The following is a 26,711-nucleotide window of genomic DNA, read 5'->3' as shown; positions in this document are numbered from 1 at the left end:
GTTTTCGCCGGTGTCGGGGCAGGGCCCCGCCGGCTCACGGGTCTGCTTCGGCAAACCGCTTCATTACGTCGACTTACTGGTTTGCTTCTGCGAACAGCTTGATCATCTCGACTTACTGGTCTGCTTCGGCAAACGGCTTCATCACTTCGATTTACTGGTTTGCTTCTGCGAACTGCTTGATCATCTCGACTTACTGGTCTGCTTCGGCAAACGGCTTCATTACTTCGATTTACTGGTTTGCTTCTGCGAACTGCTTCATCACCTCGGCGTGCTTGATCATGCCGTCTGCACGCAGACCAAGGTTCTTCACGAACTCCGCCTTCTTGGCCGGATCTTCAATCTTGTCGTAGCGCTGTTGCAGATGGGCCTGGATCTGTTCCGGGGTCATGTTCTTCATGCGGGCCATCTTGTCGTGGCGGCCGCCATGATGTTTGCCGCCCATCATGCCGGTACCGTCCATGGGGCAACCGGTCGCCGTGGCCTGGGTCGGTTGTGCGGTGGAGACCGCCTCGCTGGCGGCATAGGCGCCCAGCGGCAGGCCGAGGATCAGGGTGGCGGTCAGCAGGGTCTTGGTCAGCTTTTTCATGGGTAACTCCTGTCGGATGTGTACGGGTAGAGGCTCTTTCGCCTTGGTATCCAGTAAACACCGTGGAAGTGTCTGAAATTTGCCAGTAGAAGCCTATTTTGTAGCAGAGTGTGGCACAGAGGCGTGCTGGCACACTTTGACACAACCCGCCCGGTTGATTTTCGTATAATCGCCCCAGCCCGATAACGGAGAGATGATGATGAACCAAGGCAGCCCTCATATTCTGGTGGTCGATGACCACAGCGAGATCCGCGATCTGCTCAAGCGCTTTCTGGAGCAGCATGGCATGCGCGTCAGTTGCGCCCGCGATGGCAAGGAGATGAAGCGGCTGCTGGATGAGCGGGAGTTCGACCTGCTGGTGCTGGATCTGATGATGCCGGGGGAGGATGGCCTCACCCTGTGCCGCGAGCTCAGGGTCAAATCCCGTCTGCCGATCATCATGCTGACCGCCATGGGGGAGGAGACGGACCGCATCATCGGCCTGGAGATGGGGGCGGACGACTACCTCTCCAAGCCGTTCAACCCGCGGGAGCTGCTGGCCCGCATCAAGGCGGTGATGCGCCGTACCCAGGCAGAGAGCCTGCCCGTGCCGGAGACCTTGACCCGGGATCTGCGCTTCGATCGCTGGCTGCTCGACGTCAATCGCCGTGAGCTGGTGGACGAGGAGGGGGTGGGGATGAGCCTCTCCACCGCCGAGTTCGATCTGCTCAAGGTGTTTCTGGAGCGGCCCCAGCGGGTGCTGAGCCGGGATCAGTTGCTGGATCTGGCCCGTGGCCGGGAGGCGGTGGCCTTCGATCGCGCCATCGATACCCTGGTGAGCCGACTGCGGCGCAAGCTGGAGCGGGATCCCAAGAATCCCGAGCTCATCAAGACCATCTGGGGTGGCGGTTACCTGTTCGCCGCCGACGTGACCCAGGAGTGAGGCCGACATGATCAAGCGCGTCTTCGCCAGGCTGCTGCCCAAGGGGTTGACCGGCCAGATAGTGCTGGTGGCCCTGGCGGGGCTGGTGCTGATCCAGCTGCTCAGTATCCAGATCTACCGCTCGGACAGGGAGGAGGCCCTCGGTTACGTCAACAGCCGCAACGCCATGCAGCGCATCATCTCCGTGGTGCGCCTGCTCTCCCTCTCCCCTCCTTCCCTCTATCATGAGATCCTCAAGGCGAGCCGCAGCGAGACCCTGCTGCTGCGTCTGGCCGACGAGCCGTTGCAGCCGGACAACCGCAGCCCCCGCTTCGAGAAGCTGGTGCGGGCCAAGCTCGGCTATCCATCCTCCCTGGCGGTGGAGATCAGCGCCGAGCTGAAGCAGGACATCCAGCGCAGCCGGGCCTGGCAGCACCACAACCGCATGATGAAGGATCGCAACGGCATGCCGCCGCCCCAGGACATGCGGCTCTACGGCTCCATCGAACTGCCCAACGGCGGCTGGCTCCAGTTCAGCTCCCTGGTGGACAAGGAGACGGCGAGCTGGTCCTGGCAGACGACCCTCAACCTGCTGCTGGTGGCGAGCCTGGTGATCGGCCTGATGATCTGGCTGTTCCGCCGGGCGACCCGTCCCCTCAAGCAACTGGCGGCCAACGCCGACAGGCTGGGGCGTGGTGAGGACATCGAGCCCCTGCGCGAGGAGGGGCCCACCGAGATCCGCGAGTCCATCCAGGCCTTCAACCGGATGCACACCCGGCTCGATCGCTTCGTGCAGGACAGAACCCGGATGCTGGCCGCCATCTCCCACGACCTGCGCACCCCCATCACCAGCCTGCGGCTGCGCAGCGAGTTTCTGGCGGACGGGGAGGACAAGGAGCGCTTCCAGCAGACCCTGCAGCAGATGGAGCAGATGCTGGCGGCGACCCTGAGCTTTGCCCGGGAGGAGGGGCAGCAGGAGGCGACCCGGGAGCTGGATCTGGTCAGCCTGCTGGAGAGCCTGTGTGACGACTATGCCGACATGGGCCAGCCCGTCACCTGCCTGGCCGAGGGTAAACAGGTTTACGCCTGCCGCGCCAACACCCTGCGCCGGGTGCTGCAAAACCTCATCGGCAACGCCATCAAGTACGCAGGGGGGGCCGAGGTCTCTCTGGTGCGCGGTGACGGCGAGTTGCTGATCCTGGTTCGCGATCAGGGGCCGGGGATTGCGGAGAGCCAGTTGGAGGAGGTGTTCAAGCCCTTCGTGCGCCTGGATGAAGCCCGCAACACCGAGTCTGGCAGCGTGGGACTGGGGCTCGCCATCGCCCGCACCCTGGTGCACCAGCACGGCGGTGAGCTCAGCCTTCACAATCGCCAGGAGGGGGGGCTGGAGGCGCGGATCAGCCTGCCCCTGTAAGGAACCTGACCAGGAAATGGGGCACCACCAGGGTGCCCTTTTTGCTCCCCGTGGCGAAAGGGAAGCAGGGCAACACGCCGGTCACCCGGAAACGGGCAACAAAAAACCCGCCGAAGCGGGTTTTTTCAATTCTTGCTGAGGCCCTTGCCCAAAGAGGGGAAGGTGCTCCGGCTTGAATTACTGCGGAACGACGTTCGCAGCAGCCGGGCCTTTCTGGCCTTGCTCGATGGTGAACTCAACGCGCTGACCTTCTTCCAGGGTTTTGAAACCGTTGGACTGGATGGCGGAGAAGTGAACGAACACGTCTTTGCTGCCGTCAGCCGGGGAGATGAAACCGAAGCCTTTCTCGGCGTTGAAGAATTTTACGGTACCAGTCATTTTGGACATGATAATTTCCTTGAGTAGTGATTAGTGAAACGCCACCGGAGCGGCAATCCATGATTTTTCGTCAGAAATACGTATGGGGAGCACTAAAGAAGGAGAATTATCTGGCAAGAATTATCGGGGATAACTGCCTGCACAAATCACTGCTTTAAGATGACTGCCTAACATAATCAGGTCTGAACTACCGAACCATCGAAAACGATTAGAACACGCACACCCTGTCATGGCAATCTTTATCTTGGTATTCGTTTCAGTCAGTGATGACTGGATCGGGGTTTTATCCGGGTGTGCATCAGCTGCCAGGCGCCTCCTGCTGCCCTTTTCAGGGAGATGACATGACGCTCTGCCAGCCCCCTTTTTTGCAGCAGCGTCATCTGCGTGCGTTCATGCTGCCGTTACCGTCTGCCACGGTATTTGTTGCTGACGGAATCGGACCAGCTGAAGGTGTCGGGCAGTACTTGGGCACTGGCTCGCTCCTTGGCTTTCTCCCGCGCCAGTGCGGAAGCCGCCTTGGCGGCCTGGGCGCGATCGGCGGCGATCTTCTGGCGTCCTGCTTCGCGGATCTTGTTGCGCTCCCCGTTGGTCAGGGTGTGATCGGCATTGGCCTGGGCCTTTTGCACCAGCAGGGCAATCTCGGCTTTCTCGGCCTCGGTCAGATCCTTCATTTCCAGCTTCTTCATGACGCGCTCCTGCGATCGTTGAATGCCCACCCTAACACACATCCATCGGAGACAGGCTGACCATCCGTCCCCGGATGCCAAAAGTGTCGCCCGGTCGTCATTTCCCGGGGGAGCACGCGACGGGAACGCCTGGCTGACAGGCGCTGCCGGGAGGCTGGATCCCGGCGGAAGATTGGGGGTATGCTGAGGCCAGTGCGATCCCCGATCGTCACTGTTGGCGTACTGAAATCCACGATTCGGCTGACATGCTGGAACACCCGTTCCAACTGTCCAGGTAACCTTTTTGGAGTCTGATGATGAGCAACAAAGAACAGCATCACGGCAAAGATGCCAAGAAAAAACCGCAGATGTCACTGAAAGAGAAACGCGAAGCCAAACGTCAGAAAGCAGAGCTGAAAAACGGCAGCGCGATGAAGTAACGCTCCATCCACTGCGGCTCCCTGGAGCCGGTATCAAGCCAGTCCATCATGGGCTGGCTTTTTTGTCTCCGGCAGTAGAGGTGGTGCCATAGGCGGCAAAGATCCGCTCATAGCGCCCGTCCGCCTTCATCTTGGCGAGCTGTCTGTCGAACCATTGCCGGTGGCCCGCCTCGCGAAAGGCGAAGTGGTAGTGAGTCGGGGGGAAGAGGTCGTGCTGTCTGACCCTGTTCTTGGGATAGCGGTCGCCCTCCTGGTCATCCCCGAGCAACTGCGCCAGATAGTAGTAGAACACCCGCTGTTCCAGGATCACGGCATCGGTGCGCCCGAGCAGGAGCCGCTGTACCTGTCCCTCCTGCCTCGCCACCTCTTCATAACGGGGATTCTGGTCGACGATGTCGGAGAAGGTCGTTCCCAGGATCTGTCGTGCACGCTGGAAGGCACTGACTCGCAGGGTCTGCAAATCCTTCATGGTGTGGACTGCCGTCGGCGCCAGGGTGAAGACCCGGTTGTGGAAGGTGATCACCGGCTGTGAGAGGTAGGCGCTTTCCAGCATGCCGGGTTTGACGTTGATGATGGCGTCCAGCTTGCCTTCCTCCAGCATCCTGAAGGTGCGCTCCAGGGGAAGATAGACGACCTGCAGCTCATGGGGGCTGCCTGCGAAGGCCTCTCGCATGAGATCGAGTTCAATGCCCCTGTCTTCGTGGCTGATGACATAGGGAGGAATGGCAAAGCTGACTCCCACCCGCAGCGGCTCCGCAGCAAGGTGGCCGCCGAACATCAGCAGGGCGAAGCACAGCAGACGGCTCAAGTGGTTCATGCAGGTTCCCGAAGGGAGAAATCGTCTCGATGATAGCCACAAGCCTGGACGAAGGGGACGTAAAGCGGGGGAAAGTGGCAGCAACATGGTCGTCGGGGGAGGTGAATGCGTCAGAAACAGGTAAAAAAAGGCCCTGATGAATCAGGGCCTGCCGCAGGGGATCAGAACGGAAGGGCAGGAACTTTTCAGTGTAACTGCCACTGTGTGTGTGAGTTGGTTGAGTGCAAGCCTAGTAAACACTGTTTCCATCCATCTTGCTATCTCACCCACATGCTCTTAAATCGCATTAAACCTATCATTAATGCTGTTCGTGTCAACATCTGATACATTTACGATAAAAAAGTTTACACAACTTGTCGAACGTCTTCCTCTGCTTATAGAGGTCATACTACACCAGTTCTGATGTCTCGGGGCTGTGATGTTGAAAATCGAAGGTGGTTTTTGGCTTCATTGTTCGCCTCCCTATGGGGCGTTTCCTGAAAAAGGGTAACGGGTCTGATGTTGCCATCCTGAACGGTAACTACCCCGCCTTCAACTGCTTGTCACCCTATATCTTTGTCTGCTACCAGGAGCTGGTCGAAGACACCGAGCTGAACCGAATAGCAGGTGAACGTATGAGATAACGTCATCGGCTAGCGGAATGACCTATGACTGTATGGGCTGGAAAGTCACAGACTGGTGCCAGGGTTACAGCTCAAATAAGCCCCTACCGCATAACTGCCGCTGTAATCACCCCACTACATGGCTTCACCATCAGGCATACCTCCAGAATAAAGTCATGGCCTACGGGATTGGTACACACGATCGGAGCAATGTCGCCCCTGAGGTAAGACAGTGATAGTTCAAACAATAGTCAAGTGAAAAAATGAGTCCAGATGTTAGTTCTAATTGAATCTTGATGAAGATCAAAACCTGGAAACAGAAATATATATTTATTTACGAAAATATTGTAGTAGATCTTTTTCTATTCAGCCTTGCGAGAGATTTGCTAATGCTAGAAGGAAATCAAGAGTCCATCGAATTGATAAGGGCCTTATACCCAAATTTCGAAATAACGGGTGTACCTAAGGAAGGTGCTAACAAGTCACTTGGCACAAAAACACACCATTCTAAATTATTGATATTAAATGGCTAAACTTTTTAGTTTTGGCACATAGGATACTTATTCGCACCTTCCTTAGCTCTATTGATGGCAGGTTTACATTTGTTTGATATTGATTCGATCCGCCCTTTTTTCAAATAAGCTGGCTAATGATTTGCTCATTACTTAATCAGCGGTCTGCAATGCTTACCAAGCTCAAGTTCATCCTGACGTAGTTCATGCCCTTTAATTGCTTCACATTTATCAGTTATGGATTCTACCTTTCTTAACGCTGCATCCAACATCACATCTAAAGTGCTTAAGGTTTTTGCACGTCTGAATTTAATAAGCCAATCTATCTTAGTCATTTTCTACCTTAGTGACGTTTGATTAATCTTCTATAAACTATTTTGATTCATTTTATTGCTTATGTATACTTTATATGATTGATACAAAACAAGAACGAAAATAAATACAAAGAATACGATGCTAGTGCTTGTCACCCCAAATCCAAACCCACCATTTTTTTCAGATTGTGACAACAAATCGCCTATAGAAGCACCCAGCGGGCGAGTTAAAACATAAATAATCCAAAAGGTTAAAACGACGTTCGTTTTTAAAATCAAGTAGGCTGTATATATGATAAATATGAGTCCCCCAAACAAAAAGACTGAATTCATGTATCCTATATCCATACCCTCTGAGACCCAATCACCCGCAGCGGTTCCCAGCGCAAAAGTCACCAATATAGCACTCCAGTAAAACAACTCCCGCTTAGGTGTATCGATAGACTGTATTGATAAAGTCTTTTCCTGGGAGTGCCAGAGCCAAAATGTAGCAAGAAGAATAATTGTAAAAACAATTGTTGAAACTTCCAATGGAACGCCAACTTGATCTGTTAGGTTATCAGTGACCAAAGTGCCAAAGATACTAACAAGCACTACTGCTAACCAATACTTCCATGGGACATATTTATTAGAGTGAAGTTGCATCACCAAGGTAATGACTAAAATTCCCCCCATGATAATAGATGTAACTGTTAGCCCAAGCCTCATGTTAAAAATCAAATAATCAGCTGCCGTTTCCCCAACGGTAGTGGACATCATTTTAATAATCCAGAAAGCCATTGTTACTTCTGGAACCTTATTAAATAAGCCCTTTTCCCATACATTGATATTATTCATATGATTACCTATTTATCGTGCCTACTATAAATCACCACTATCTATTTTTACTAACTATAATTGGAGCAGGCATGTGTAACATATGACACTGCTCCAACACTATACTTTCATGCACTTAGTTATCAGTATCTAAATCCAATGCTACAGTGCTGTTTTGTTTGCTTCTTGTACTTGATATGAATACCAGCACAGCAATTGCTAATAGTAATGCAGCTGAGGCGGAATAGCGGCTAAGTTCCAACCCACCTTTGCTCAATGGCTTATCCAGGAAGTCTCCAACAACAGCGCCAAGGGGGCGTGTGATAATAAAGGCAGCCCAAAACAAGAATGTACGAGAGATCTTAGTCCATAAGTAGGCTGCGACTATGGCCAGCAACATGCCACCGAATACAACGGAACTCCCTGCATACCCGAATCCGGCATCATCGGCAGTCCAGTCACCCAATGCCGTGCCAAGAGTTTGTGAAAACATGATGGTGATCCAGTAGAACATTTCTGTTCTGGGTGACGAAATTACACTGGATGATATCTCTCCTTGCGCTCGATACCACACCCCAAAGGAACCAAGTAACAAAAGGAAGAGTATGGTCGAACCACCTGCATAACCAATTCCCAAAGAACGGTCTGCAAAGTCAGCCAGCGTTGTACCCACCGTGGTGGTTGCGATGATCGTGACCCAATACAGCGTAGGGTTATAAGACTTGGCGGATATCTGAGCACTGACAGCAGCAAAAAAAATGACTGCAAAAATTGCTGTACTCACTAGGTAGCCTAGATCCATCGACATCGATAACGCATCACCGCCTGTCTCACCAAGCGTTGTTGCTAAAATTTTAATCATCCAAAAGGCCAGTGTGATTTCTGGCACCTTGCTTACGATGTTATCGGTGTTGCTATGCATAGTTCACCCTATCATTTGGTTAGACGAATCGCCGTCCATGAAAGAGTGTCAGGGATTTATTAAGAAACACTTAAGCTGGATAGCGCCATGCGAAAAAATTTAACATTGATGCGTAGCGAATTGTGGAGTGTCAAATGGACTCACAAACTGGGTGGTTCTACTGGGCTTTCTTGTCTGCAATTTTTGCTGCTCTGACTGCAATTTTTGCGAAGGTAGGGGTGGAGGGGGTTGATTCTGACCTTGCAACTTTGATCCGCACAGGAGTGATCATCGTTGTTTTATCAGCATTTATTGCTTACACAGGGAAGTGGGCCAACCCTTTTGGTCTAACACCAAAAACTTGGATTTTCCTTACTCTGTCAGGTTTAGCAACAGGCGCTTCTTGGGTCTGCTACTTTCGAGCACTAAAGATTGGTGAGGCTTTTAAGGTTGCCCCAGTAGACAAGCTCAGCCTTGTCCTGGTTGCAATTTTTGCTTTCACTTTCCTTGGTGAACGACCATCGGTCAGAGAATGGCTGGGCATTGGCATGATCGCTGGCGGTGTCTTGCTATTGGCTTTCAAGCGATAGAAAGCTGAACGAAGCGCATCTTAAGACTTCCTTAATTTTAGCTGTGTATCATTTCGGATAAGACATTTGTGATTAAGATCGCATTTTTATCAGTAAATGACAAAATGCCGCTTAAGCTCACGTACAGCTTTGTTACCATTCATTTTCAACATAAAGACAAGATGTCTCGTTAGAAAGTGATTGTTGGACTATTAATGGAGTAAGTATGCCTTCCCTTATAAAAATAAAAATTGTTCCGCTTATGTTCTTTTTGGCACTGTATTTTGCATTTATGCTGAACTGGCGTGGAGTTCTCCATTTTTACGAAATCCTTTACAAATTAGAAGATTTTAAGTTTGGTTTCGCCATTTCATTACCAATATTGCTTGTTGCAGCGCTTAACTTTGTATTTGTTCCATTTTCGATACGGTATTTAATAAAGCCTTTTTTTGCACTTCTTATCGCACTTAGTGCAATCGTTAGTTACACAATGATGAAGTATAGAGTCTTGTTTGATCAAAACATGATTCAGAATATTTTTGAAACCAATCAAAATGAGGCGTTAGCATATTTAAGCTTACCAATTATAGTATGGGTTACTATTGCTGGTTTTATCCCTGCCATTTTACTTTTCTTTGTTGAAATTGAATATGAGGAAAAATGGTTCAAAGGGATTCTAACTCGTGCCCTATCGATGTTTGCATCACTTATAGTGATTGCGGTTATTGCAGCACTATACTATCAAGATTATGTGTCAGTGGGGCGCAACAATTCAAACCTCCAGCGTGAGATTGTTCCAGCCAATTTCGTTAATAGTACCGTTAAATACGTTTACAATCGTTATCTTGCTGAACCAATCCCATTTACAACTTTAGGTGATGATGCAAAACGGGATACTAATCAAAGTAAGCCCACGTTGATGTTTCTGGTCGTTGGTGAAACCGCTCGTGGTAAAAATTTCTCGATGAATGGCTATGAGAAAGACACCAATCCATTTACCAGTAAATCTGGTGGCGTGATCTCCTTTAATGATGTTCGTTCGTGTGGGACTGCAACCGCTGTATCTGTCCCCTGCATGTTTTCCAATATGGGGAGAAAGGAGTTTGATGATAATCTCGCTCGTAATAGCGAGGGTTTGTTAGATGTGTTGCAGAAAACGGGGGTCTCCATTTTTTGGAAGGAGAACGATGGCGGCTGCAAAGGCGTCTGCGACCGAGTTCCTAACATCGAGATCAAACCGAAGGATTACCCAAAGTTCTGCGATAAAAACACATGCTATGACGAGGTTGTCCTTCAAGAGCTCGACAGTGAAATTGCTCAAATGAAAGGGGATAAGCTGGTTGGCTTCCACCTGATAGGTAGCCATGGCCCAACCTACTACAAACGCTACCCTGATGCTCATCGTCAGTTCACTCCTGACTGTCCAAGCAGTGATATTGAAAACTGCACAGATGAAGAGCTCACCAACACCTATGACAACACCATCCGCTACACCGATTTCGTGATTGCAGAGATGATTGCCAAGTTGAAAACCTACGAAGATAAGTACAACACCGCGTTGCTCTACGTCTCCGATCATGGTGAATCACTGGGAGCATTAGGGCTTTACCTGCACGGTACACCGTACAAGTTTGCACCGGATGATCAGACCCGTGTTCCTATGCAGGTGTGGATGTCACCTGGTTTCATCAAAGAAAAAGGCATGAATATGGAATGTTTGCAGAAAAATGCCGCAGCCAATCGCTATTCTCATGACAACATATTTTCTTCTGTCCTGGGAATATGGGATGTGAAGACGGCTATCTACGAACAAGAATTAGATATCTTTAAGCAATGTCGGAATAATTGAGTTGCGAATCGTTGATATTTTAATGAAGTGGTTTTTATAGAAATAGACGTTTAACAGGTAATTGTTATGTTTTCAGCTGTCAGAATAAAAGTTGTTCCATTTGTACTGCTATTGGCTTTGGTATTCGCATTTTTGCTGAACTGGCCCGTTCTGCTCCATTTCTATGACATATTGTCTAACATCGAGCACTTCAAAATAGGGTTTGTAGTTTCAATCCCATTCCTACTTGTTGCTGCATTAAACTTCGTCTTCATGCCATTCTCGATCCGCTTTCTGATGAAGCCGTTCTTTGCATTCCTGTTTGTTACAGGTTCTATCGCCAGTTACACCATGATGAAATATCGTGTGTTGTTTGATGGTGATATGATCCAGAATATATTTGAAACAAACCAAAGCGAAGCTTTTGCATACGTTAACGCTCCAATAATAATCTGGGTTATTTTGACCGGTTTGTTACCCGCAGCATTGATATTTTTTGTGAAAATTGAGTATGCATCTACCTGGTACAAAGGTATCGCCCAGCGATTGTTATCTATGTTTTTCTCTTTGGTAATAGTTGGGATAATTGCTGCCTTGTACTACCAAGATTACGCATCAATTGGTCGTAACAATCAGACTCTAAATCGTGAAATCGTTCCAGCTAACTTCATGTATAGCACCAGTAAGTACCTGTATAGACGCTATATGGCAGAGCCCATCCCTTTTGTTACTTTAGGTGATGATGCCACACGGGTTACGAAAAAGGACAAACCAACATTGATGTTCCTGGTTGTTGGTGAGACTGCTCGTGGTAAGAACTTTTCAATGAATGGCTATGAGAAAGATACCAACCCATTCACAAGTAAGTCTGGTGGTGTGATCTCCTTTAACGATGTCCGCTCCTGCGGGACAGCAACCGCTGTATCCGTCCCCTGCATGTTCTCCAATATGGGGAGAAAGGAGTTTGATGATAATCGCGCTCGCAATAGCGAGGGCCTGCTAGATGTGTTGCAAAAAACGGGGATCTCCATTTTTTGGAAGGAGAACGATGGAGGCTGCAAAGGCGTCTGCGACCGAGTACCTAACATCGAAATCGAACCAAAGGATCACCCTAAGTTCTGCGATAAAAACACATGCTATGACGAGGTTGTCCTTCAAGACCTCGATAGTGAAATTGCTCAAATGAAAGGGGATAAGCTGGTTGGCTTCCACCTGATAGGTAGCCATGGCCCAACCTACTACAAGCGCTACCCTGATGCTCATCGTCAGTTCACCCCTGACTGTCCACGCAGTGATATTGAAAACTGCACAGATGAAGAGCTCACCAACACCTATGACAACACCATCCGCTACACCGATTTCGTGATTGGAGAGATGATTGCCAAGTTGAAAACCTACGAAGATAAGTACAACACCGCGTTGCTCTACGTCTCCGATCATGGTGAATCACTGGGAGCATTAGGGCTTTACCTACACGGTACACCGTACAAGTTTGCACCGGATGATCAGACCCGTGTTCCTATGCAGGTGTGGATGTCACCTGGATTTACCAAAGAGAAAGGCGTTGATATGGCGTGTTTGCAGCAGAAAGCCGCTGATACTCGTTACTCACACGATAATATTTTCTCATCTGTATTGGGTATCTGGGACGTCAAAACATCAGTTTACGAAAAGGGTCTAGATATTTTCAGTCAATGTCGTAATGTTCAATAAATTACATTATTGGGGGCTCAGGCCCCCAATCATCTGTTAAATAATAGGTTTATTACTATTGTCCGTGTATTTCATGGTTGAAATTTTTAACGGGCAAATCAGAAAGAGGAAGCTAAAATGGCAAAGCCTGGTGCAACTGGAATTACCCGAATCATTCATGCCACCAATTATAGTATGAAGGGGCTTTCTTCAGCTTGGAGACATGAAGCGGCTTTTCGTCAGGAACTGCTACTCATTGTGCTGTTGATGCCTCTGGCGTTTTTTGTCGGAGATGGTTTAAATCAAATACTACTCCTAATGGTTATAAGTTGGCTGGTTGTGATTGTAGAGATCCTGAACTCAGCTATTGAAGCAGTAGTAGACAGAATAGGGTCAGAGCATCATGAGCTTTCTGGTCGAGCTAAAGACATGGGCTCTGCGGCTGTCTTCATTGCTCTGATGTTGAATGCCATAGTGTGGGGTGCATTGACAGGGCGTAATTTATTAACCTGGTGGTAGTGTTATCATCAATAATATTTTTAATTATTCATGGCAGCCACCATAAATAGTGGCTGTTTAATGAAAAACAATAGATGCTAATTATAAGGTGGAACTTTTGTCTGTTTAGCCCGCACCATAGGTGCGAAAATAACCATATTTTATTATGGCTGTTTTTCTGTCTTGATTCTACTCATACGAGAATTGACACTTAGTTAAGTAATGACAACATGAGGTTTGAACCTGCGTATTAAACGCTTGACATGTTTGCAATGCTAATGCGAGTGTCGCTTCTAATAAAATAGTATGTGGGGAAGTAGTAAAACTGGTTTATCTTCGCTGCGAAGCAGCGGAATGTTTAAAAAAGTCTTTTGTTCTCATAATTAGTAAATGGACAGTTTTCAGTATTTTTCAAGTGGCTAAAATGAAAAAATTTGAAAAAAACTATCGTGATGTTTTTTTGAACTGAAAGATGAGGCCGCAGGCTGCCTAAATTTATAGGCACACCCCATGCCGAATCCGTCCCACTAGATCGACAACAGCCTGAACCCCCATTGGTGTAGCCAACAATTTAGCTGGGGCTACGCCACCGAGGCCCCAGGCGGTGCGGTTTAACCACGACAGTGTCTTGACGGTATCGTTCCTGTGAAAGACGAGTGCCGCATCGAGGGCCTGCGCCACTCCGTATACCCTGGCACCCTGCGATATTGATAAGGGGGCAGCAATCCGGAGCTTGCGGGCCAGTGTACTCTGGCCAATATCAGCCCACTGGCAAACCGTCCCCACATCCGTCTTCATCAATTCCGCAAGACGATAGACTATGTCCGGTGCTACGCCAGCCACGATCCATTGATGTGCTCCTAGTGGGTCACAAGGAATACCAAGGGCTTCCAGGAGATAGTTCGCAGTAGCTGCTGCGTCACTACTAGGATGATAGGTTGCATAGGGCATCATGTAGCATTCCTCATTGTACAAACACGACCTCTCATGAGCTATCCTATCCCAAACTGTCGTTTTGAGTGGAAAATTAACAACCAAATGCCCCTACATTGAGGAGGGCTGATGACCGAGTTGGTCTGTACTGAACCAGGTTTAGGCATTGAGTTGGGGACTGCTTTTCAGGTTCTATCGGAGAACGGCTCTGAATGGGAAATCCTGTTGGGGAATGAATACCGCAGGATCAACAAACGCAGCGGGCGCGTTACAGGTTGGAAAACACCTCCAAAATTTGAGTGCAAAGATATCCAAAAGCAGAATGTAAAATAACTGTTCAATACAGGTGATATCTGTGATATGCAACCTGCACAGGCTATTCCTATATCCACCACAGAAGAATATTATAGAGTTCATAACTTATTACTTAAGGGGCTTTGCATGCTCGTAAAAGAAATTGTGCCAACAGAGCAAGTTGTCGATGTCCTCTGTGATGTCTGTGGTCGTAGTACAAAAACGAATCTTGGAACCAATCAATACGGCTCGTTATCGGCGGATTTTGGCTATGGTTCCCGTCACGATGGTGAGCGTTATCTGGTGCATCTGTGTGAAATGTGCTTTTTCGGTACACTCGCAACAATGAGGGAGATGCATCGCGGGGAACATATGTTTGACGATGACTATGAGGCTGCAAACCCAGACACATTTGGGCGTGATTATTCTAATAGGGAGATAATCTGAATAGTATGCCCCTATATTCGAGGTTGTGTGGAGAGAACTATTTCCTATCATCGACTCATTCTGTGAGCCAATGATATTGTCCTATCGGCTCATTTCGTGAGCCGAACAAGATCCTTCATAGGCTCATCTGGTGAGGTGGTCTCAACGCTCACTACCACCATTAGCTACACAGTGTCATAGAAGATTAGAGCCAGGTCACTCAGCAGATCCAAACGCGATATCGCTCACGTCTTTTTGAATAATGCTATTTCTATAATCATCTTGGTGCCAAAAACAGTGGAGCTGATGCTGGGATTGAGAGATAATTCTCCAGATATAAAAATGTGATACATGAGGCTATCAATGAACGATTTTTTGAAAATTCTGCTGAATATCCGTAGCCTTCGTGCTGCATTGCGTGAGCTCTCTTTTGAGCAGTTGGTCGAGGCTAAAGACAAATTTGACGAAATCTATGCCGAACGTGAGCATCAAGAGAGCAAAATCAGAGCTGAGTCAGCCGAGCGCCTGCAAAAACTGGCTGAGTTTACCGAGCTGCTGAAAGAAGCTGGCATAGATCCGAGTGAGCTGGTTGGTACTGCGGCTCCGGCGAAAGCTGACGGTTCAGCTAAAGCGAAACGCACTCCTCGTCCAGCAAAATACCGCTATACCGAGGATGGTCAGGAGAAGACCTGGACTGGTCAGGGTCGTATGCCTAAAGCTATCGCGGCAGCTGTTGAAGGTGGTAAAGCGCTGGAAGATTTCCTGATCTAATACTGATAGCCCATGCAGTATTGCGTGGGCCTTTCATTCTGTTTTTAGTAGGAGCCCGTATGGGGAGAACATTAAAGGACATCATCTCATCCGAATCACCCGAGGTTGTCCAGAGAGCCAAGGCTCTTGCCGAATAACAACTGGTACGTCTCAGTATAACCAAATTGCTTTCAAATCTCGGTACAGGTGATGTTCCTGCAATAGATCCCGATGTTCTCGATAGTTTGTTGTCGCTCAAAAAATCAGTTGAGAGCCATGACTGTCGGTTAAGTTTATTCGTTCATATGCCTGACGGTACTCATCATGGTGTCAATATTTAACTAAAGATCGTCATTGGTACGTTAATCGCAGATTTTATCTACCAAATGAAAATAACACCCTGTGGCGAAGCTTGTTCAAACTCCCTCGGTGTGCAAGCAGATCTGATAACAGGGCAAGATCATGAACGCCAGATGAATGTATGTGAACAACTAGGGAAGGTGCGAATAAGTACCCTATGTGCCAAAACTAAAAAGTTTAGCCATTTAATATCAATAATTTAGAATGGTGTGTTTTTGTGCCAAGTGACTTGTTAGCACCTTCCCTAGTGCGCAGTCAAAAGTTTATTTAATGTTCAATCATGGCAAGATCCAGTTCGCTGAATTTTACAACGACACGTGCTTGCTACGTTTTGCTCAGATTTCAAACACTCATGCGGACGCCCTGGATCTGATAACGTGTATTGCGTCCGCCACCAGGTAATTTTTCAATGCACCCCCTATCCACCAGTTGCGCAAGATGGCGTGTAGCAGTCGCCTTGCTGACTCCGGCGACTTTTTGATATTGACTGGCGTTGATGCCATTTTCAAAACCCTGTTGGCCGCCATCCAGTAGGCGGTTAATCACTTTGGTTTGCTCTGGACTCAGACTGTCATGACAGTGCCGCAACCAAAAATGAGCCTTGGCAAGAGAACGATCAATAACCTGTAATGCCAGCTCTATGGCGTAATCCAGTGTGTCGAGGAACCAACAGATCCAGGAGGTAATATCTAGCGGGCCCCTCTGCGCTGACTCAAGCGCCCGATAGTAGTGATCCCGCCGTTCGAGAATTGCAACTGACATGGCATACAGCCGGATACTTTGGCTGTCAGCCTGTGACAGCGCGAGATCGGTCAATGCCCGCGTGAGCCGCCCATTACCATCATCAACGGGATGCAGGGTCACGAACCAGAAATGGATGATTGCCGCACGAAGAAGGGGATCCATCGTGGGGTCATGCCGAGTCTGGTTAAACCAGGGGATGAACTCGGCCAGTTGATCGTCCAGTGTTGCTCTGGGCGGTGCCTCAAAATGCACGGTAGGGCGATCAACACGCCCAGAGACAACCAGCATCGGCTCATCTCCTCGCAACTGCCCTACGTTCATTGGCTGTACCGACCATTCGTTGACAGGGAACAGCCAACGATGCCATTGGTAAAGTCGTTCAATTGTCAGTGGTTGTTCATGGTTGTCGATGGCATCCAGCATCATGGCCGCGAGCCCCTCTGAGCGCTCTGATACTGGATAGGACTGAGTTTGTGAGCTCCCTAACCGCCTAGCCAGGGAAGATCGCACGGATTGGGCATTGAGACGTTCGCCTTCGATAGCGGATGAGGAGATGATGTTAGCCAATAACGTGTCCAACGTTTGGTCGGGGTTCCCCAACCTGGAATGACTACCGATTAGAATTCCCTGTCTGCGTTGAACCTGCCGTAATCTGGGCAATATCTCGCTATCCTGCCAACGAAAATGGGGCCAATCAGCTTGTTGCCAAATCCAAAATGGTTCCATTATTTCCTCATCCAACGTGCTAGGGTCTCAATAATGAGCCGACCCAGCCCATCATTCGGCTCAATGTTTGAGCCGAATATAACACATGCAGCAGAACAGCAGAGCTGGTAGAGCTGGTAGAGCTGGTGATGAGGATGGAGATCCAGGCTGAAAATCTCAGACCGGAGCTAATGAAAAACTGGATTTATTGCTGCTGTGTGGCGCTACAGCAACCAGTAGATAGACAAGGCGGGAGCTCGTTTTCGTTTCGAATGCTTTTTGGGAGCTTGCAGCTTGCGCTGCATGAAGCCACGCACACGCAGATGCCCTTAGGTCTGCTCACTCATATGCCTGATGGTACTCGCTATGCCATCACTGTGAATAATTATAGGGAAATTTAGGGAAAGTGCGAACAAGTATCCCACGAACAAAAAATGAAAATTTTAGTCATTTAATATCAATGGGTTACCAGTAAATGCTCTCGTGCCATATGACTTATTCGCACCTTCCTTAGTTTTATCTGGGTGAAGAGATAATTATTTGGCAAATATATCTATGGCAGCAGATCGCGAATGTCACACCCCATAACCCTGGCAAGACGATAAGCCTTTTCCAGGGTGACATTGACCTCACCACGCTCAATTCGTCCTACGTAGCTTCTATCAATTTCGGCCGCATATGCGAGTGCATCTTGCGATACGCCCAATTGAAGCCGTCTATCACGTACAGCATCACCAAATTTTTTTGCTAGCTCTTGCATGTCTCGCCTCTCGCTGGCGAGCACTATCTCTGGTTGTCTGGCTAACGACCACGGATTATAATCCGCAAACGAGTTTAGATTTCCACTAAGTGTTTTCGTTCGAGGCCCAGGATTACTTATGAGCTCCCAGACCGTGTGGTTACCAACCGCGCTCTACACCGCACTCATTCGATTGCAGATGGATGACTTCACTGCGATAGGATTTGTAAATGCCATTTTTGGTGACAAAGCAGAATCGCAGATACGTAAGCGGCGTTATACCTTCATTTATCGGCATCTGATCAAGCTCGTAAATCAGGGACTTCTAAAAAGGAAGCATGTTGATGATGGGAGGCGCTTTTCTCATTTCATCAGGACTCCCAAGTTCGATGAAGTGCATTTCAAAGAGGAATTTATTGGGCCTTGTGCTCTTGTAACGGGATCGGGTAAGGAGAGTGAGACGGAAACGTATGAATCCGTTCTGGAAGGACTGATCGCGAGAGCACAGCACTACCGTAAGGGGTTGCAGGAATGTGATTCAATGCTCGCTGAGTACCAGCAATTAAGAGTGGACTTCTCCATATTGGATCCAGCGATTGAAAGGGCCATCAACAATACCGTTGCAGAGAGACGCGATTTGCGGGGCAGGCTGGAGGCCGTGGAGAGGCTTTTGAGGGGGTTGATTGCGTTCAGAAGCGCCTCTTGATGAACGGCCAGAATCGATAGACGTGTCTCAGAATCAAAGGGCTAGTAATTTCAAGCCGTTATCTATCAGCAGCTAAAGGAGAATCAGCCATTGCTTGTATTAGCAACGCTTTAACCTTATGTCCAAGATCAACATTTCGTTTACTCGCTGACTCATGTGTTAGTGCTTGGCTCAGAATATTCAGAGGCCCGACCAAGTAGACCTTTTCTACAGCTCGTGTAATCGCGGTATAACACATTGTTCGATCAATATTTGGGGCCTTATCCAGAACAATGATGACTTGCTTAAACTGTGACCCCTGACTCTTGTGAATCGTCATAGCATAAGCGTGGCGAAGGGCATTGATTATATCCAACGAGATCTCTCGCTCTATGCCGTCATCCCACAGGATCTTGCCAAAGCTAGACAAAGAGTCATCGTTGTCATCATTCTTTAGTATTTTCATTACATTGTAAACTTGGCAAATGTATCCTGTGGAACCATTCATCAGGTCATGATCGTAAAGGTTGGAGCAACACATTATTTTGTCATGTAGTTTAAACTCAGTATCTAAATACTGATTTGCTTCTTCTATAAATACTCTTAATGGTTTACTGTTATTCAATGCTACGCAGCGTTTATTGATATCATTAACCATTTTAGTTGTAGCGCAAATTATTTGTGTTTCATCAGGTTTTTCTAAATATAATGAGACTGCTCTCTTTTGAATTGCATTGGCTCCATTGATATCGATATGGACGACATCATCGTAGCTAAATGTTGGAAGAATACCATTACGGATAGAAGCTGAAATAGCAGGGATGTTTGAGTGTTTATCTTGTCGACGAACCTCTGTTAATGTGATTTTTGGAATATCGTGCATTGGCACTAGTTCATGGAAAACAAGACCGAAATCTACAGGTGGAAGCTGCCCAATATCGCCTAACATGATTACATGTGCAGAATTAGGAACACATCTCAATAGGCGGTACATACTAGGCAAGTCTACCATTGAGCTTTCATCGACAACAATAACAAGTTGTCTGCCTTCATAATTATTAGCATTGAAGTTTTTAATAAATCTTGCGATAGTATGAGCCTCTTGATTTGTTGCCTCTGCCATCCTTTTTGCTGCTTTGCCTGCAAGTGCGACTTGTACTGGTATTATATCTAACTTATGAAACACTGAATAAAGCGCATCTAATAATGTAGTTTTACCTACACCTGCACCACCATTAATAATTAAAAAGCGATGTTTTATAGCCCCAAAGATAGCTTCTTTTTGAAGAGAGTTTAAGTTAAAACACTTTTTACTTTCGTATTGATTGATATAAAAGTTTATCCTTTTTTCATCGATGGATAATTTACTTGGGTTTGTGATGAGGTTCACCAATCGCTGAGCAACATATGCTTCCATGGTGAAAGCACCAGCGCTCTGTAATTCATTGTCACCAACATCAAGGATATTTTCACACGATGTGGCGAGTGCGAATGCTTGATTAACATAGCACTCTGTTTTCTCTTGATTATTGGGGATATTTAAGAGCTGTTTCAGCCATATGTCTAGATCATATCGTGTTGCTAATGTACTCCCGCTAGAAAGGTGACAGTACAATGCCTCCTCGGCTGCTGCTGCGAGCCTAATAGGAGCATCCAATTGAAAGCCTAGAGCCACTGAGATTCGATCACATTCATTAAAATCAACACCAAACGCTAATAATCGGTAAGGGTCTTCGCTTACCTTACTTATGGTTTCCTGTTGATAATAATCTGATACCAAAAATGAGGTGGATACTGATAATCCCAAATGTGCATTGCAGAAACGCATAGCATCAATATTTATATAGCTACGCCATGCATCGATAGTATTTTTTGCGGTGTTTTCACTTAATATCTTACGCAGGCTTACAATATCACCATTGTCCAAGATTTCAAATAAGGACTCACCAAATGTAGACCATAATGTACGGGCTTTTACTGGGCCAACACCTTTAAATCTGGCGTGACTGCCTAACATGATTACGATTTGCTCCCCTGATGGCCTAATTAGATCTAGGTATTGAGGGGTGATTACAGTGAGAATGCCTCCGTGCTCTACACGTCTACTATACTGCTTTTTGACAGCTAATTTAACCAATGCACCCTTCGCTAATATTAGTGACAGGCGATCACTGTTATTTTCAACTATGTGAATGATGTAATTGCGCTTGTAATTGCAATTACGTAGAGTGTCAGGATCTATCTGCACAGCATGAAATGAGCGACCTTTTCTGGATGAATATGGTGGTCTCGTGATGCGAAAAAACTTCTCTTGCTCGAAGTCATTCATCTAGGCACCCGCTTAAATATTTCTAGCAATTCCATACGATGCTGTTCTCGATGTGAATTTGATTGAAGAGATTTATATTCTTGCTTTAAGCCTTCTAAATGAGATTCAAGTTCTGCAACCCGTAGCTGTAATTGACGAATTATTTTGTCTTTCTCTTGAATGCTCTTTTCTTGCGGGCTGTATCGCTTTGCAGGTGCTTTTGAAGTATCCCTAGCCTGGTAGGGAAGTTCCTGTAAGGTATTCTGCTCAGCTAGCCATTGTGCCTTACTTTTAAGGTACGCAACAATGTACTTATTTTGGTAATAGCTAGAGCGAGATATGCCAATCTCTTTTATTATGGCAGTTGCATTTAAACTGCCATTTTCTATGAAGTATTGCCATTCAGCAAGGTCAAGTGGCCCGACCAAATTAGCCACCTTAACAAGATTTTCACGCGCCTTGGCATGCATTTTATCAAGTTCAAAATCTTCCAGTTCATGGCTAATACTGAATGCTTTATTCATTTTTTAAGATCTTTCAATCTGGCTTTTGTCTTCATGGAGTGTGGGAGCGGTGCTTCCAACTCCTCAATAGACATACCACGACTTGTAGCATTAGCGAACCAGCGGACAAAAGTCTCATCATAGTCAGCTAATAGTCTTTTTAACTTGATATTTTCTTCTTTTATTTTATCAAGTTTTGATTGGGTTTCTTCTGCACGCCTGCCAATATCTTCTAATATGTTGCTACTTTGATTGGCTTCTTTATAAGCCTTAACGATAGCTTCTTTTTTTGACAATGCTTGCCGAGTAAATCCTGTCTCCTGTTCTAGCTCCTTCCAAGTGACTTTATTCTTCCCACTGCGGGCAGCTAGGATTACGATGAGTTTGCAGAAGTCTTGCTCTAGTGCAGCTGTAATTTGTTTCTGTTCTTTTTTCATATTGCAACGCACCCATTATTACCATTAGGGAAAACTTGCACTAATTCACCATCTGAAATTGAATTATCCTGCTCAATGGCGAGGGCTATACGACAACCATTTAATAGTTCTTCATGAGAGCGTAGCCAGTTATTGGAACCATGATATTCAGCGTCAACTGCTGCTTTAACATGTTTAATTCGAGTTTCTTGTTCAGCTTGAAGTTTTTGTAAATGGATGATCTCTTCCTGATTTCCTTTTATACGATAATACTCAGAGCATCCACGGACGCATGCATAGTATTTTCCACATGGAGAGTCACTATAGTCATGTTTACATAAGCCAATTGCAGTGATGAGTGTTGTACCAATGTCTTCTATCGTTTCAAGAACCTCATCACGGTCTACCAGTGTAAAGATCACGGATGCCTCTTTTGCTTGCTCTGGTGTTATATTTGAGGCGGCAAAGAGTATGTCTGCGTTATCCATGACTCTTTTAGCTGGATTAGTGTGGTCATAGGCTACGTTGTCTAGAGTATACTTTCGCCCAAAGTATCGAGCAATCTCTATAGGGGTTACTGAATCTGAGAGCTCCAGCATAGTGTCTAGAAAGTGACGGAATTGGTGTGATGTCAGCCGGATCTGTTCACCTTGATAGCACAGATTTTTGCGTTCAAATACATTTTTTATACCCACCTCGGGACGACCCGCTATATAGTCATATATTTGAGTATATGATATCATTGTGAATTCCCAAGGCTCAGCTCTCTTAATAGAATGATGACGCTGATGTTGGGTAACAAATATTAGTTTATCCAGTGAGTTTGCTACAGTTAATGCTGAAATCTGTTTCCATAACTGTTCGATAGACTTCTGCGCTAATGAAAATGTTTTTTCCTTTAAGTCTGCTGAGTGGAATGCGACAGCAATTTTACCTGTATTTGGATTCCGTTTATTCGTCAGATTTATATTTCTTCTGTTTAGATAGGAAGTGAGACTTGGACGTGATGACCAGTTTAATCTTTCCCAAATATCAGTGATAAACAACTCACAATCCTCAGTGATAATTGGGAAGAAGTCGTATTTCCCATTAGCAACGCATTTAATCGTGTTACGTACAGGTGCTAATATTTCAAGGGCGCTAGTCAGACCTTTCTTTAAGATTGGTAACAGGCTTTCGGTTATTGGTTTGGTTTGATATCCAGCCCCCTTTTTGGCTCGGTAGCGGATCTCATTAATGGATAATATGTCCATTTCACCTGTGAAGACGTTTTGCTCCTCAACCTCCCTAACCTGTAAGCAGTCGACATCCAGGCAGATCACCTCATCAAATCGCAGACCCGTTGCAAACATGATTTCTACCATCGCCTGAAACAGTGCATCATCACCTTCTAGATTAGAGTTAGAAAGTGTTGCTACTGCAATGAGACTTTCATGGGTAGGTAGCTTCTCATGCCGTTTGGTAGTTGACTCAAAATCGATTCTTGTATCACTAGCGGTATGGGTTTCTCCGCGTTTAGATGTCTTTTTGAAGACAATTTTTTGGATGGAGAGCCGCTTCTGGTTAATGAATTTCGCAATGGATTCTAGTCTCTGACCAATACGGTAAAAGGTAGAACTTTCTAGTTTATCGTGTGCTTCCGCCTCTGCGACTTTGAAGTCATAAGTAGTCAGAGTGCTTGTTGTAATATTTCTTTTTAGCATCGCATTATCTAAATACCGATATGCAACAATATAGAAATTGAGTGTTCCTACATCTTTTGACTTCTCAATTTGCAAGGCTGAAATATGACATTTAGCTATGTCAGATAAATCTAGATTGTGAAATGCCTTCATGGCATCACGTGATGATTTAACTTTTTTACCTAGATTGTTATCTCGACTAAAATTGACTGATATATTATTTCCAGATTTTCTAGCTTGAGTCTTACAAATACCTTTAGCATCCCAGCTAAAGGCATCCCATTCCCAACCTTCTAATGTTGCAAAGGGAGTGTTTTTTTTGTAAAAGTGAACTAATTGAGCCAGATTGCTATCAGCATCTACACCAATTGATGGTAATAATTGTAGACTGGTATTCATAGTTCACCCCTGTCAAACATGTCAGCAAACTTGCGAGCAGCTAAAAAGTTTTTATGTTGAAGAATATTTATGGCGTGAGCATCACCAAATGCTGTTTTTACTTCCTCTACCATCGTATCTACAACTGCCTTATGGTCAACGTCTTCAAAGGCTTCTAGAGAAGAGCAGTTGTAACAAGAAAGTGGGGGTTGCAGAGAACATGGGGTCGCGCTACCGCAGCTACCAATTTGAACAAGATTTAAATTTTTCGATGGCGCGAAAATGCCTTGTCCTCGCTTAGAGGCATTATCAGGCGTGACAACTTTACCTGCAAATGTATCGAGTATATCCATGGCTTCACTTCGCAGTACATCATCTAGTTTTTTGGCAACAGTATGCGATTGTCTATAATAAACTTCTAGTTGTTGTAAATCACTATGATCCATTAGTTCAGCAACAACAGACATAGGAGTGCCTTTGGCGATTAACCGTGAGCAGAAGGTTTTACGAAGTCTACGGTTTGTTACCTTGAAGTCCAATCCAACAACCATTCTGAACAGATTGGTGATGTATGTCATCTTTGTTATCTTTACTTGCTGCTTAACTAATTCATCTCTAACACTATAGTACTCTGAGATAACAGGCCAATCATCAGTAATTTTTGTACCTAGTATATCTTCGTAACGTGCTTTCATTAATGATAGTAGTCTTGCAAGTGTTTTTGTTATGGGGCGAATTTTATATACATTATTATTGGCCTGCCCTCTTTGTTTTGCCCTCAAAACGTTTAGTGTATATGCACCTTTGTCTGAGAGCTGTAAGTCAGAGAACTTCAGCCTCATCACTTGAATATTTCTCATGCCAAGAACCTGCGCGCATTTCAGTGACACCAATCCCTGTAATGCATGCGTGGTTAGTGTTTCTGGAGAAATGGCGTTTAATGTGGAGATGAAGATGCGTTCTTCCTTGATCGTGAGTGGGCCACGGTCAGGGATTTCCATAATGACATCAAGACCTTTACCTTCGTCTGTACCAAACTTTATATTGGCTAGGTAGTAATCATAAAAGTCTTCGTCAAAGTATGGGTGACCTTCTTCAACGCACCATTTATACATCATTCTTAAAATAGATTTAGTGCTCGCACTACGTTCAGAACTCATAAGTTCTCTGTAGATCTCTTGCATCTTTTCAGCGATGTCTTCTGCTGCAATATCGTCAGGGATGTTTATTAATCGCCAGCAATGTTGATGTGAGAAAAGAGCATAGTTAGAGTAGATATGACAAGCATAAGAAATCCATGCACGGGCATGCTCTCTTAGTTGGGGAGAGATTTTGTCAAAGAATAAGGTCTCCCTCTCCGGTTCCAAAACTATTTTACTTTGTGTTAAATCCAGTTGTTGGCCTGACTGGCTTACAGGATATGGGTCATAAGCAAATCGTGGATGCTGGTCTATTTGTACCAACATAATATCGTTTTTATCTAATTTTTTTGTCGGCATAGCCAGCACCTCGGCAATCATATTATGATAGTTTTCTATGTGATTCCATTTCAGCATGAAGTTGGTTTAGAACTAAGTTGCATTGTTCCATTATTGAACCAGCTTCATATATTAGACTACTATCTGAGTTATACGTCCACCCCCCAACATTATTTTTTAGCTTTTTCTGTTGAGCTGCATCAATTCCCATTTTGGTGAGCATTCTGTCAAGATTTTCAAAGAGGGTATGTCTTAATTTATGCGGGTGGATATCTGACAACTCTAAAATCTTATTCTTAATACTTGAGAAAACATCATCCAGTGCTGCTATTGATAGCGGATTATGTGGTTTGGTTGTCGCTAAGAGTAGATAAGGGCTCTTCATAGCTGAGTCGCCAAGAGATTTTCTGGCCTGTTTATATTCATCAATCAGTGATGCTAGAGGAAATGAAATAGGTATGATCCGGCCAACTGTTTTTTCGCGAGGTGATCTACCACGAGGATCGTTATGCTCGACATTCTGTTGTGTCAGGATAAATGGGTAAACTCCATGTACCAGCTTGCTCGTATGGCAGTTTGATGTTGTAAGTGATAGCAGTTCACCTTTCCTAATTCCTGTTTCTAAAAGTAATCTAAGAATTAGCTTGTTACGTAACTGAGTAGCTTTATTCCAGCCAAGCAAACTTGGCATTTCCATGACATCATACAGTGTTGCTTGTTGGACTAATGACAAACCAAGGGCGCGGCCTTGAGCTGTCTTTGGTCTTCTCAGCTTGGCTAGTTTTACTTGAAGTTTTTCCATCATCTTGGGTATTTGATGGAATAGAGGATCTGTATTACGGCGCTTGGAAATTGCTTTATCGGCTAAAAATTGAAAGTAAACCAATACTAGATCAAGGCGTTGATTGAAATAATCAGGACTAACAATATCTGGCCGGAGGGGTCTTGCTCCGTTGATATCGTATGAGTGATGCTCAAGGTGTTTGAGAAAACTCTGGTATAAGCCCGTATCAGCAAACCCTGTGTCAGCAACAATTTCTGCTAGATCTACTTTTAGCATTGCTGCCCATCGTTCGATATGGATTAGGTGGTTTGCATTATTCTCCTGTGTTTTTTCCGCACCATACAGGTGTGTCAGTGTGAACTCACATAGCCTTGGGATGGGGAGTCCGTTCTCATCAACGATTAGATACTTACGTTCATTGTACTGCTTCATGTTGACCGTTCTGAGCTTCACTGCATCACTCCTTTACACTTTTATACACCCATCCCTAATGTATACTCCGTGCTTTCAGAATGTGCAATCTTTACATGTTTAGAAATGAAAAAACCCCGAAATATCGGGGTTTTTAGGCATTTTGCTTTACAAGGTGCTTT

At 46.0% G+C, this 26,711-nt stretch carries 27 protein-coding genes and 1 pseudogene; 11 read left to right on the top strand and 17 right to left on the bottom strand.

All coding sequences use genetic code 11. The features are described from left to right. Nucleotides 1-229: 229 nt before the first annotated feature. The gene (locus tag AB5Y68_RS06155; protein WP_010675900.1) at nt 230-586 is read right to left on the bottom strand and encodes a hypothetical protein; all 357 of its coding nucleotides are present in this window, start codon (nt 584-586) and stop codon (nt 230-232) included. A 199-nt stretch (nt 587-785) separates the two neighbouring features. Between AB5Y68_RS06155 and AB5Y68_RS06150 the strand changes: the two genes are divergently transcribed. Further along, nucleotides 786-1,508 (top strand): response regulator, encoded by a 723-nt coding sequence (locus AB5Y68_RS06150; protein ID WP_010675899.1) that lies wholly within the window; start codon nt 786-788, stop codon nt 1,506-1,508. A gap of 7 nt (nt 1,509-1,515) precedes the next feature. Continuing rightward, the gene (locus AB5Y68_RS06145; RefSeq protein ID WP_010675898.1) at nt 1,516-2,901 is read left to right on the top strand and encodes an ATP-binding protein; all 1,386 of its coding nucleotides are present in this window, start codon (nt 1,516-1,518) and stop codon (nt 2,899-2,901) included. A 177-nt stretch (nt 2,902-3,078) separates the two neighbouring features. On the opposite strand, the gene AB5Y68_RS06140 is transcribed toward AB5Y68_RS06145, so the two are convergent. Together AB5Y68_RS06140 and yjbD are read right to left on the bottom strand one after the other, a co-directional pair. Next, nucleotides 3,079-3,288, bottom strand: coding sequence for a cold shock domain-containing protein (locus tag AB5Y68_RS06140; RefSeq protein ID WP_010675897.1), 210 nt, complete (start codon nt 3,286-3,288; stop codon nt 3,079-3,081). Between the two features lie 392 nt (nt 3,289-3,680). Next, nucleotides 3,681-3,965, bottom strand: a complete 285-nt coding sequence (gene yjbD / locus AB5Y68_RS06135; RefSeq protein WP_039040119.1) for a DUF3811 domain-containing protein — start codon at nt 3,963-3,965, stop codon at nt 3,681-3,683. Between the two features lie 296 nt (nt 3,966-4,261). Here yjbD and AB5Y68_RS06130 point away from each other — a divergent pair, with 296 nt between their 5' ends. After that, nucleotides 4,262-4,384 (top strand): hypothetical protein, encoded by a 123-nt coding sequence (locus AB5Y68_RS06130; RefSeq protein WP_010675895.1) that lies wholly within the window; start codon nt 4,262-4,264, stop codon nt 4,382-4,384. A 46-nt stretch (nt 4,385-4,430) separates the two neighbouring features. Here AB5Y68_RS06130 and AB5Y68_RS06125 read toward each other — a convergent pair whose 3' ends face one another. The 4 genes from AB5Y68_RS06125 to AB5Y68_RS06110 all read right to left on the bottom strand — a co-directional run bounded on the left by AB5Y68_RS06125 (nt 4,431) and on the right by AB5Y68_RS06110 (nt 8,367). Continuing rightward, a complete protein-coding gene (locus tag AB5Y68_RS06125) occupies nt 4,431-5,201 on the bottom strand; it encodes an ABC transporter substrate-binding protein (protein ID WP_039040118.1) in 771 nt (256 codons plus the stop codon). A 1,263-nt stretch (nt 5,202-6,464) separates the two neighbouring features. Beyond that, a complete protein-coding gene (locus tag AB5Y68_RS06120; RefSeq protein WP_080631783.1) occupies nt 6,465-6,650 on the bottom strand; it encodes a hypothetical protein in 186 nt (61 codons plus the stop codon). Nucleotides 6,651-6,680: 30 nt separating this feature from the next. Continuing rightward, nucleotides 6,681-7,466: a hypothetical protein gene (locus AB5Y68_RS06115; protein ID WP_111874288.1), complete on the bottom strand. Its 786-nt coding sequence runs from the start codon at nt 7,464-7,466 to the stop codon at nt 6,681-6,683. A gap of 115 nt (nt 7,467-7,581) precedes the next feature. Further along, a complete protein-coding gene (locus tag AB5Y68_RS06110; RefSeq protein ID WP_042865977.1) occupies nt 7,582-8,367 on the bottom strand; it encodes a membrane protein in 786 nt (261 codons plus the stop codon). A gap of 134 nt (nt 8,368-8,501) precedes the next feature. On the opposite strand from AB5Y68_RS06110, the gene AB5Y68_RS06105 reads away from it, so the two are divergent. The 4 genes from AB5Y68_RS06105 to AB5Y68_RS06090 all read left to right on the top strand — a co-directional run bounded on the left by AB5Y68_RS06105 (nt 8,502) and on the right by AB5Y68_RS06090 (nt 12,954). Continuing rightward, nucleotides 8,502-8,936 carry an EamA family transporter gene (locus AB5Y68_RS06105; protein WP_033113892.1) on the top strand — a complete coding sequence of 145 codons (435 nt, stop codon included), beginning with the start codon at nt 8,502-8,504 and terminating at the stop codon, nt 8,934-8,936. A gap of 205 nt (nt 8,937-9,141) precedes the next feature. Continuing rightward, complete coding sequence (locus AB5Y68_RS06100; protein ID WP_111273847.1) at nt 9,142-10,764, top strand: phosphoethanolamine--lipid A transferase MCR-3.18; 1,623 nt, start codon at nt 9,142-9,144, stop codon at nt 10,762-10,764. Nucleotides 10,765-10,830: 66 nt separating this feature from the next. Continuing rightward, complete coding sequence (locus AB5Y68_RS06095; RefSeq protein ID WP_101531736.1) at nt 10,831-12,456, top strand: MCR-3-related phosphoethanolamine--lipid A transferase; 1,626 nt, start codon at nt 10,831-10,833, stop codon at nt 12,454-12,456. Between the two features lie 117 nt (nt 12,457-12,573). Then, nucleotides 12,574-12,954 carry a diacylglycerol kinase gene (locus AB5Y68_RS06090; protein ID WP_039026395.1) on the top strand — a complete coding sequence of 127 codons (381 nt, stop codon included), beginning with the start codon at nt 12,574-12,576 and terminating at the stop codon, nt 12,952-12,954. 474 nt (nt 12,955-13,428) lie between these two features. Here the strand turns inward: AB5Y68_RS06090 and AB5Y68_RS06085 are convergent, their stop codons facing one another. Then, nucleotides 13,429-13,884, bottom strand: a complete 456-nt coding sequence (locus tag AB5Y68_RS06085) for an antitoxin Xre/MbcA/ParS toxin-binding domain-containing protein (RefSeq protein WP_111874371.1) — start codon at nt 13,882-13,884, stop codon at nt 13,429-13,431. A gap of 111 nt (nt 13,885-13,995) precedes the next feature. On the opposite strand from AB5Y68_RS06085, the gene AB5Y68_RS06080 reads away from it, so the two are divergent. From AB5Y68_RS06080 to AB5Y68_RS06070, 3 genes are all read left to right on the top strand, one after another. Further along, on the top strand, nt 13,996-14,199 hold the full coding sequence (locus tag AB5Y68_RS06080; protein ID WP_111874286.1) for a hypothetical protein: 204 nt from the start codon (nt 13,996-13,998) through the stop codon (nt 14,197-14,199). Between the two features lie 27 nt (nt 14,200-14,226). Further along, nucleotides 14,227-14,607 (top strand): hypothetical protein, encoded by a 381-nt coding sequence (locus AB5Y68_RS06075; protein ID WP_235656277.1) that lies wholly within the window; start codon nt 14,227-14,229, stop codon nt 14,605-14,607. Between the two features lie 342 nt (nt 14,608-14,949). Then, nucleotides 14,950-15,357 (top strand): H-NS family nucleoid-associated regulatory protein, encoded by a 408-nt coding sequence (locus AB5Y68_RS06070; protein ID WP_111875117.1) that lies wholly within the window; start codon nt 14,950-14,952, stop codon nt 15,355-15,357. Between the two features lie 681 nt (nt 15,358-16,038). On the opposite strand, the gene AB5Y68_RS06065 is transcribed toward AB5Y68_RS06070, so the two are convergent. The 3 genes and pseudogenes from AB5Y68_RS06065 to AB5Y68_RS06055 form a co-directional block, all read right to left on the bottom strand. Next, complete coding sequence (locus AB5Y68_RS06065; protein ID WP_235656027.1) at nt 16,039-16,866, bottom strand: Fic family protein; 828 nt, start codon at nt 16,864-16,866, stop codon at nt 16,039-16,041. Nucleotides 16,867-16,932: 66 nt separating this feature from the next. Beyond that, nucleotides 16,933-17,166, bottom strand: a pseudogene (locus AB5Y68_RS06060) (DUF4172 domain-containing protein); the annotation flags it as partial. Between the two features lie 532 nt (nt 17,167-17,698). Next, nucleotides 17,699-17,905, bottom strand: coding sequence for a helix-turn-helix domain-containing protein (locus tag AB5Y68_RS06055; protein WP_005895552.1), 207 nt, complete (start codon nt 17,903-17,905; stop codon nt 17,699-17,701). Between the two features lie 118 nt (nt 17,906-18,023). Here AB5Y68_RS06055 and AB5Y68_RS06050 point away from each other — a divergent pair, with 118 nt between their 5' ends. After that, the gene (locus tag AB5Y68_RS06050) at nt 18,024-18,590 is read left to right on the top strand and encodes a hypothetical protein (RefSeq protein ID WP_111875195.1); all 567 of its coding nucleotides are present in this window, start codon (nt 18,024-18,026) and stop codon (nt 18,588-18,590) included. 58 nt (nt 18,591-18,648) lie between these two features. On the opposite strand, the gene AB5Y68_RS06045 is transcribed toward AB5Y68_RS06050, so the two are convergent. From AB5Y68_RS06045 to AB5Y68_RS06020, 6 genes are read right to left on the bottom strand one after another with little or no spacing between them, the layout of a single operon-like run. Beyond that, complete coding sequence (locus AB5Y68_RS06045) at nt 18,649-20,898, bottom strand: AAA family ATPase (RefSeq protein WP_113725419.1); 2,250 nt, start codon at nt 20,896-20,898, stop codon at nt 18,649-18,651. Then, nucleotides 20,895-21,401 (bottom strand): hypothetical protein, encoded by a 507-nt coding sequence (locus AB5Y68_RS06040; protein ID WP_058059302.1) that lies wholly within the window; start codon nt 21,399-21,401, stop codon nt 20,895-20,897. The genes AB5Y68_RS06045 and AB5Y68_RS06040 overlap by 4 nt, the downstream gene beginning before the upstream one ends. Beyond that, complete coding sequence (locus tag AB5Y68_RS06035) at nt 21,398-21,817, bottom strand: hypothetical protein (RefSeq protein WP_058059301.1); 420 nt, start codon at nt 21,815-21,817, stop codon at nt 21,398-21,400. The genes AB5Y68_RS06040 and AB5Y68_RS06035 overlap by 4 nt, the downstream gene beginning before the upstream one ends. Continuing rightward, a complete protein-coding gene (locus tag AB5Y68_RS06030) occupies nt 21,814-23,877 on the bottom strand; it encodes an integrase (protein WP_235656025.1) in 2,064 nt (687 codons plus the stop codon). Before AB5Y68_RS06030 ends, AB5Y68_RS06035 begins: the two co-directional genes overlap by 4 nt. After that, nucleotides 23,874-25,412, bottom strand: a complete 1,539-nt coding sequence (locus AB5Y68_RS06025; RefSeq protein WP_235656026.1) for a site-specific integrase — start codon at nt 25,410-25,412, stop codon at nt 23,874-23,876. The genes AB5Y68_RS06030 and AB5Y68_RS06025 overlap by 4 nt, the downstream gene beginning before the upstream one ends. Next, the gene (locus tag AB5Y68_RS06020) at nt 25,378-26,550 is read right to left on the bottom strand and encodes a site-specific integrase (protein WP_162624114.1); all 1,173 of its coding nucleotides are present in this window, start codon (nt 26,548-26,550) and stop codon (nt 25,378-25,380) included. Before AB5Y68_RS06020 ends, AB5Y68_RS06025 begins: the two co-directional genes overlap by 35 nt. Nucleotides 26,551-26,711 lie beyond the last annotated feature (161 nt).

The organism is Aeromonas sp. R6-1, assembly GCF_040908165.1.
Lineage (GTDB): Bacteria > Pseudomonadota > Gammaproteobacteria > Enterobacterales > Aeromonadaceae > Aeromonas > Aeromonas caviae.
The sequence above is the reverse complement of the archived record's forward strand: the minus strand, read 5'-3'. Positions and strand labels throughout refer to the sequence as shown.

Excerpts from the sequence above, each read along its gene's own strand:
- AB5Y68_RS06070 (WP_111875117.1), top strand. The coding sequence starts at position 14,950 with ATGAACGATTTTTTGAAAATTCTGCTGAATATCCGTAGCCTTCGTGCT.
- AB5Y68_RS06030 (WP_235656025.1), bottom strand. The coding sequence starts at position 23,877 with ATGAATACCAGTCTACAATTATTACCATCAATTGGTGTAGATGCTGAT.
- AB5Y68_RS06110 (WP_042865977.1), bottom strand. The coding sequence starts at position 8,367 with ATGCATAGCAACACCGATAACATCGTAAGCAAGGTGCCAGAAATCACA.
- AB5Y68_RS06020 (WP_162624114.1), bottom strand. The coding sequence starts at position 26,550 with ATGAAGCAGTACAATGAACGTAAGTATCTAATCGTTGATGAGAACGGA.
- AB5Y68_RS06145 (WP_010675898.1), top strand. The coding sequence starts at position 1,516 with ATGATCAAGCGCGTCTTCGCCAGGCTGCTGCCCAAGGGGTTGACCGGC.
- AB5Y68_RS06045 (WP_113725419.1), bottom strand. The coding sequence starts at position 20,898 with ATGAATGACTTCGAGCAAGAGAAGTTTTTTCGCATCACGAGACCACCA.
- AB5Y68_RS06075 (WP_235656277.1), top strand. The coding sequence starts at position 14,227 with ATGCAACCTGCACAGGCTATTCCTATATCCACCACAGAAGAATATTAT.
- AB5Y68_RS06125 (WP_039040118.1), bottom strand. The coding sequence starts at position 5,201 with ATGAACCACTTGAGCCGTCTGCTGTGCTTCGCCCTGCTGATGTTCGGC.
- AB5Y68_RS06120 (WP_080631783.1), bottom strand. The coding sequence starts at position 6,650 with ATGACTAAGATAGATTGGCTTATTAAATTCAGACGTGCAAAAACCTTA.
- yjbD (WP_039040119.1), bottom strand. The coding sequence starts at position 3,965 with ATGAAGAAGCTGGAAATGAAGGATCTGACCGAGGCCGAGAAAGCCGAG.
- AB5Y68_RS06095 (WP_101531736.1), top strand. The coding sequence starts at position 10,831 with ATGTTTTCAGCTGTCAGAATAAAAGTTGTTCCATTTGTACTGCTATTG.
- AB5Y68_RS06105 (WP_033113892.1), top strand. The coding sequence starts at position 8,502 with ATGGACTCACAAACTGGGTGGTTCTACTGGGCTTTCTTGTCTGCAATT.
- AB5Y68_RS06025 (WP_235656026.1), bottom strand. The coding sequence starts at position 25,412 with ATGCTGAAATGGAATCACATAGAAAACTATCATAATATGATTGCCGAG.
- AB5Y68_RS06065 (WP_235656027.1), bottom strand. The coding sequence starts at position 16,866 with ATGATGCTGGATGCCATCGACAACCATGAACAACCACTGACAATTGAA.
- AB5Y68_RS06140 (WP_010675897.1), bottom strand. The coding sequence starts at position 3,288 with ATGTCCAAAATGACTGGTACCGTAAAATTCTTCAACGCCGAGAAAGGC.
- AB5Y68_RS06040 (WP_058059302.1), bottom strand. The coding sequence starts at position 21,401 with ATGAATAAAGCATTCAGTATTAGCCATGAACTGGAAGATTTTGAACTT.
- AB5Y68_RS06150 (WP_010675899.1), top strand. The coding sequence starts at position 786 with ATGAACCAAGGCAGCCCTCATATTCTGGTGGTCGATGACCACAGCGAG.
- AB5Y68_RS06035 (WP_058059301.1), bottom strand. The coding sequence starts at position 21,817 with ATGAAAAAAGAACAGAAACAAATTACAGCTGCACTAGAGCAAGACTTC.
- AB5Y68_RS06130 (WP_010675895.1), top strand. The coding sequence starts at position 4,262 with ATGAGCAACAAAGAACAGCATCACGGCAAAGATGCCAAGAAAAAACCG.
- AB5Y68_RS06090 (WP_039026395.1), top strand. The coding sequence starts at position 12,574 with ATGGCAAAGCCTGGTGCAACTGGAATTACCCGAATCATTCATGCCACC.
- AB5Y68_RS06100 (WP_111273847.1), top strand. The coding sequence starts at position 9,142 with ATGCCTTCCCTTATAAAAATAAAAATTGTTCCGCTTATGTTCTTTTTG.
- AB5Y68_RS06155 (WP_010675900.1), bottom strand. The coding sequence starts at position 586 with ATGAAAAAGCTGACCAAGACCCTGCTGACCGCCACCCTGATCCTCGGC.
- AB5Y68_RS06050 (WP_111875195.1), top strand. The coding sequence starts at position 18,024 with ATGAGCTCCCAGACCGTGTGGTTACCAACCGCGCTCTACACCGCACTC.
- AB5Y68_RS06080 (WP_111874286.1), top strand. The coding sequence starts at position 13,996 with ATGACCGAGTTGGTCTGTACTGAACCAGGTTTAGGCATTGAGTTGGGG.
- AB5Y68_RS06115 (WP_111874288.1), bottom strand. The coding sequence starts at position 7,466 with ATGAATAATATCAATGTATGGGAAAAGGGCTTATTTAATAAGGTTCCA.
- AB5Y68_RS06085 (WP_111874371.1), bottom strand. The coding sequence starts at position 13,884 with ATGCCCTATGCAACCTATCATCCTAGTAGTGACGCAGCAGCTACTGCG.
- AB5Y68_RS06055 (WP_005895552.1), bottom strand. The coding sequence starts at position 17,905 with ATGCAAGAGCTAGCAAAAAAATTTGGTGATGCTGTACGTGATAGACGG.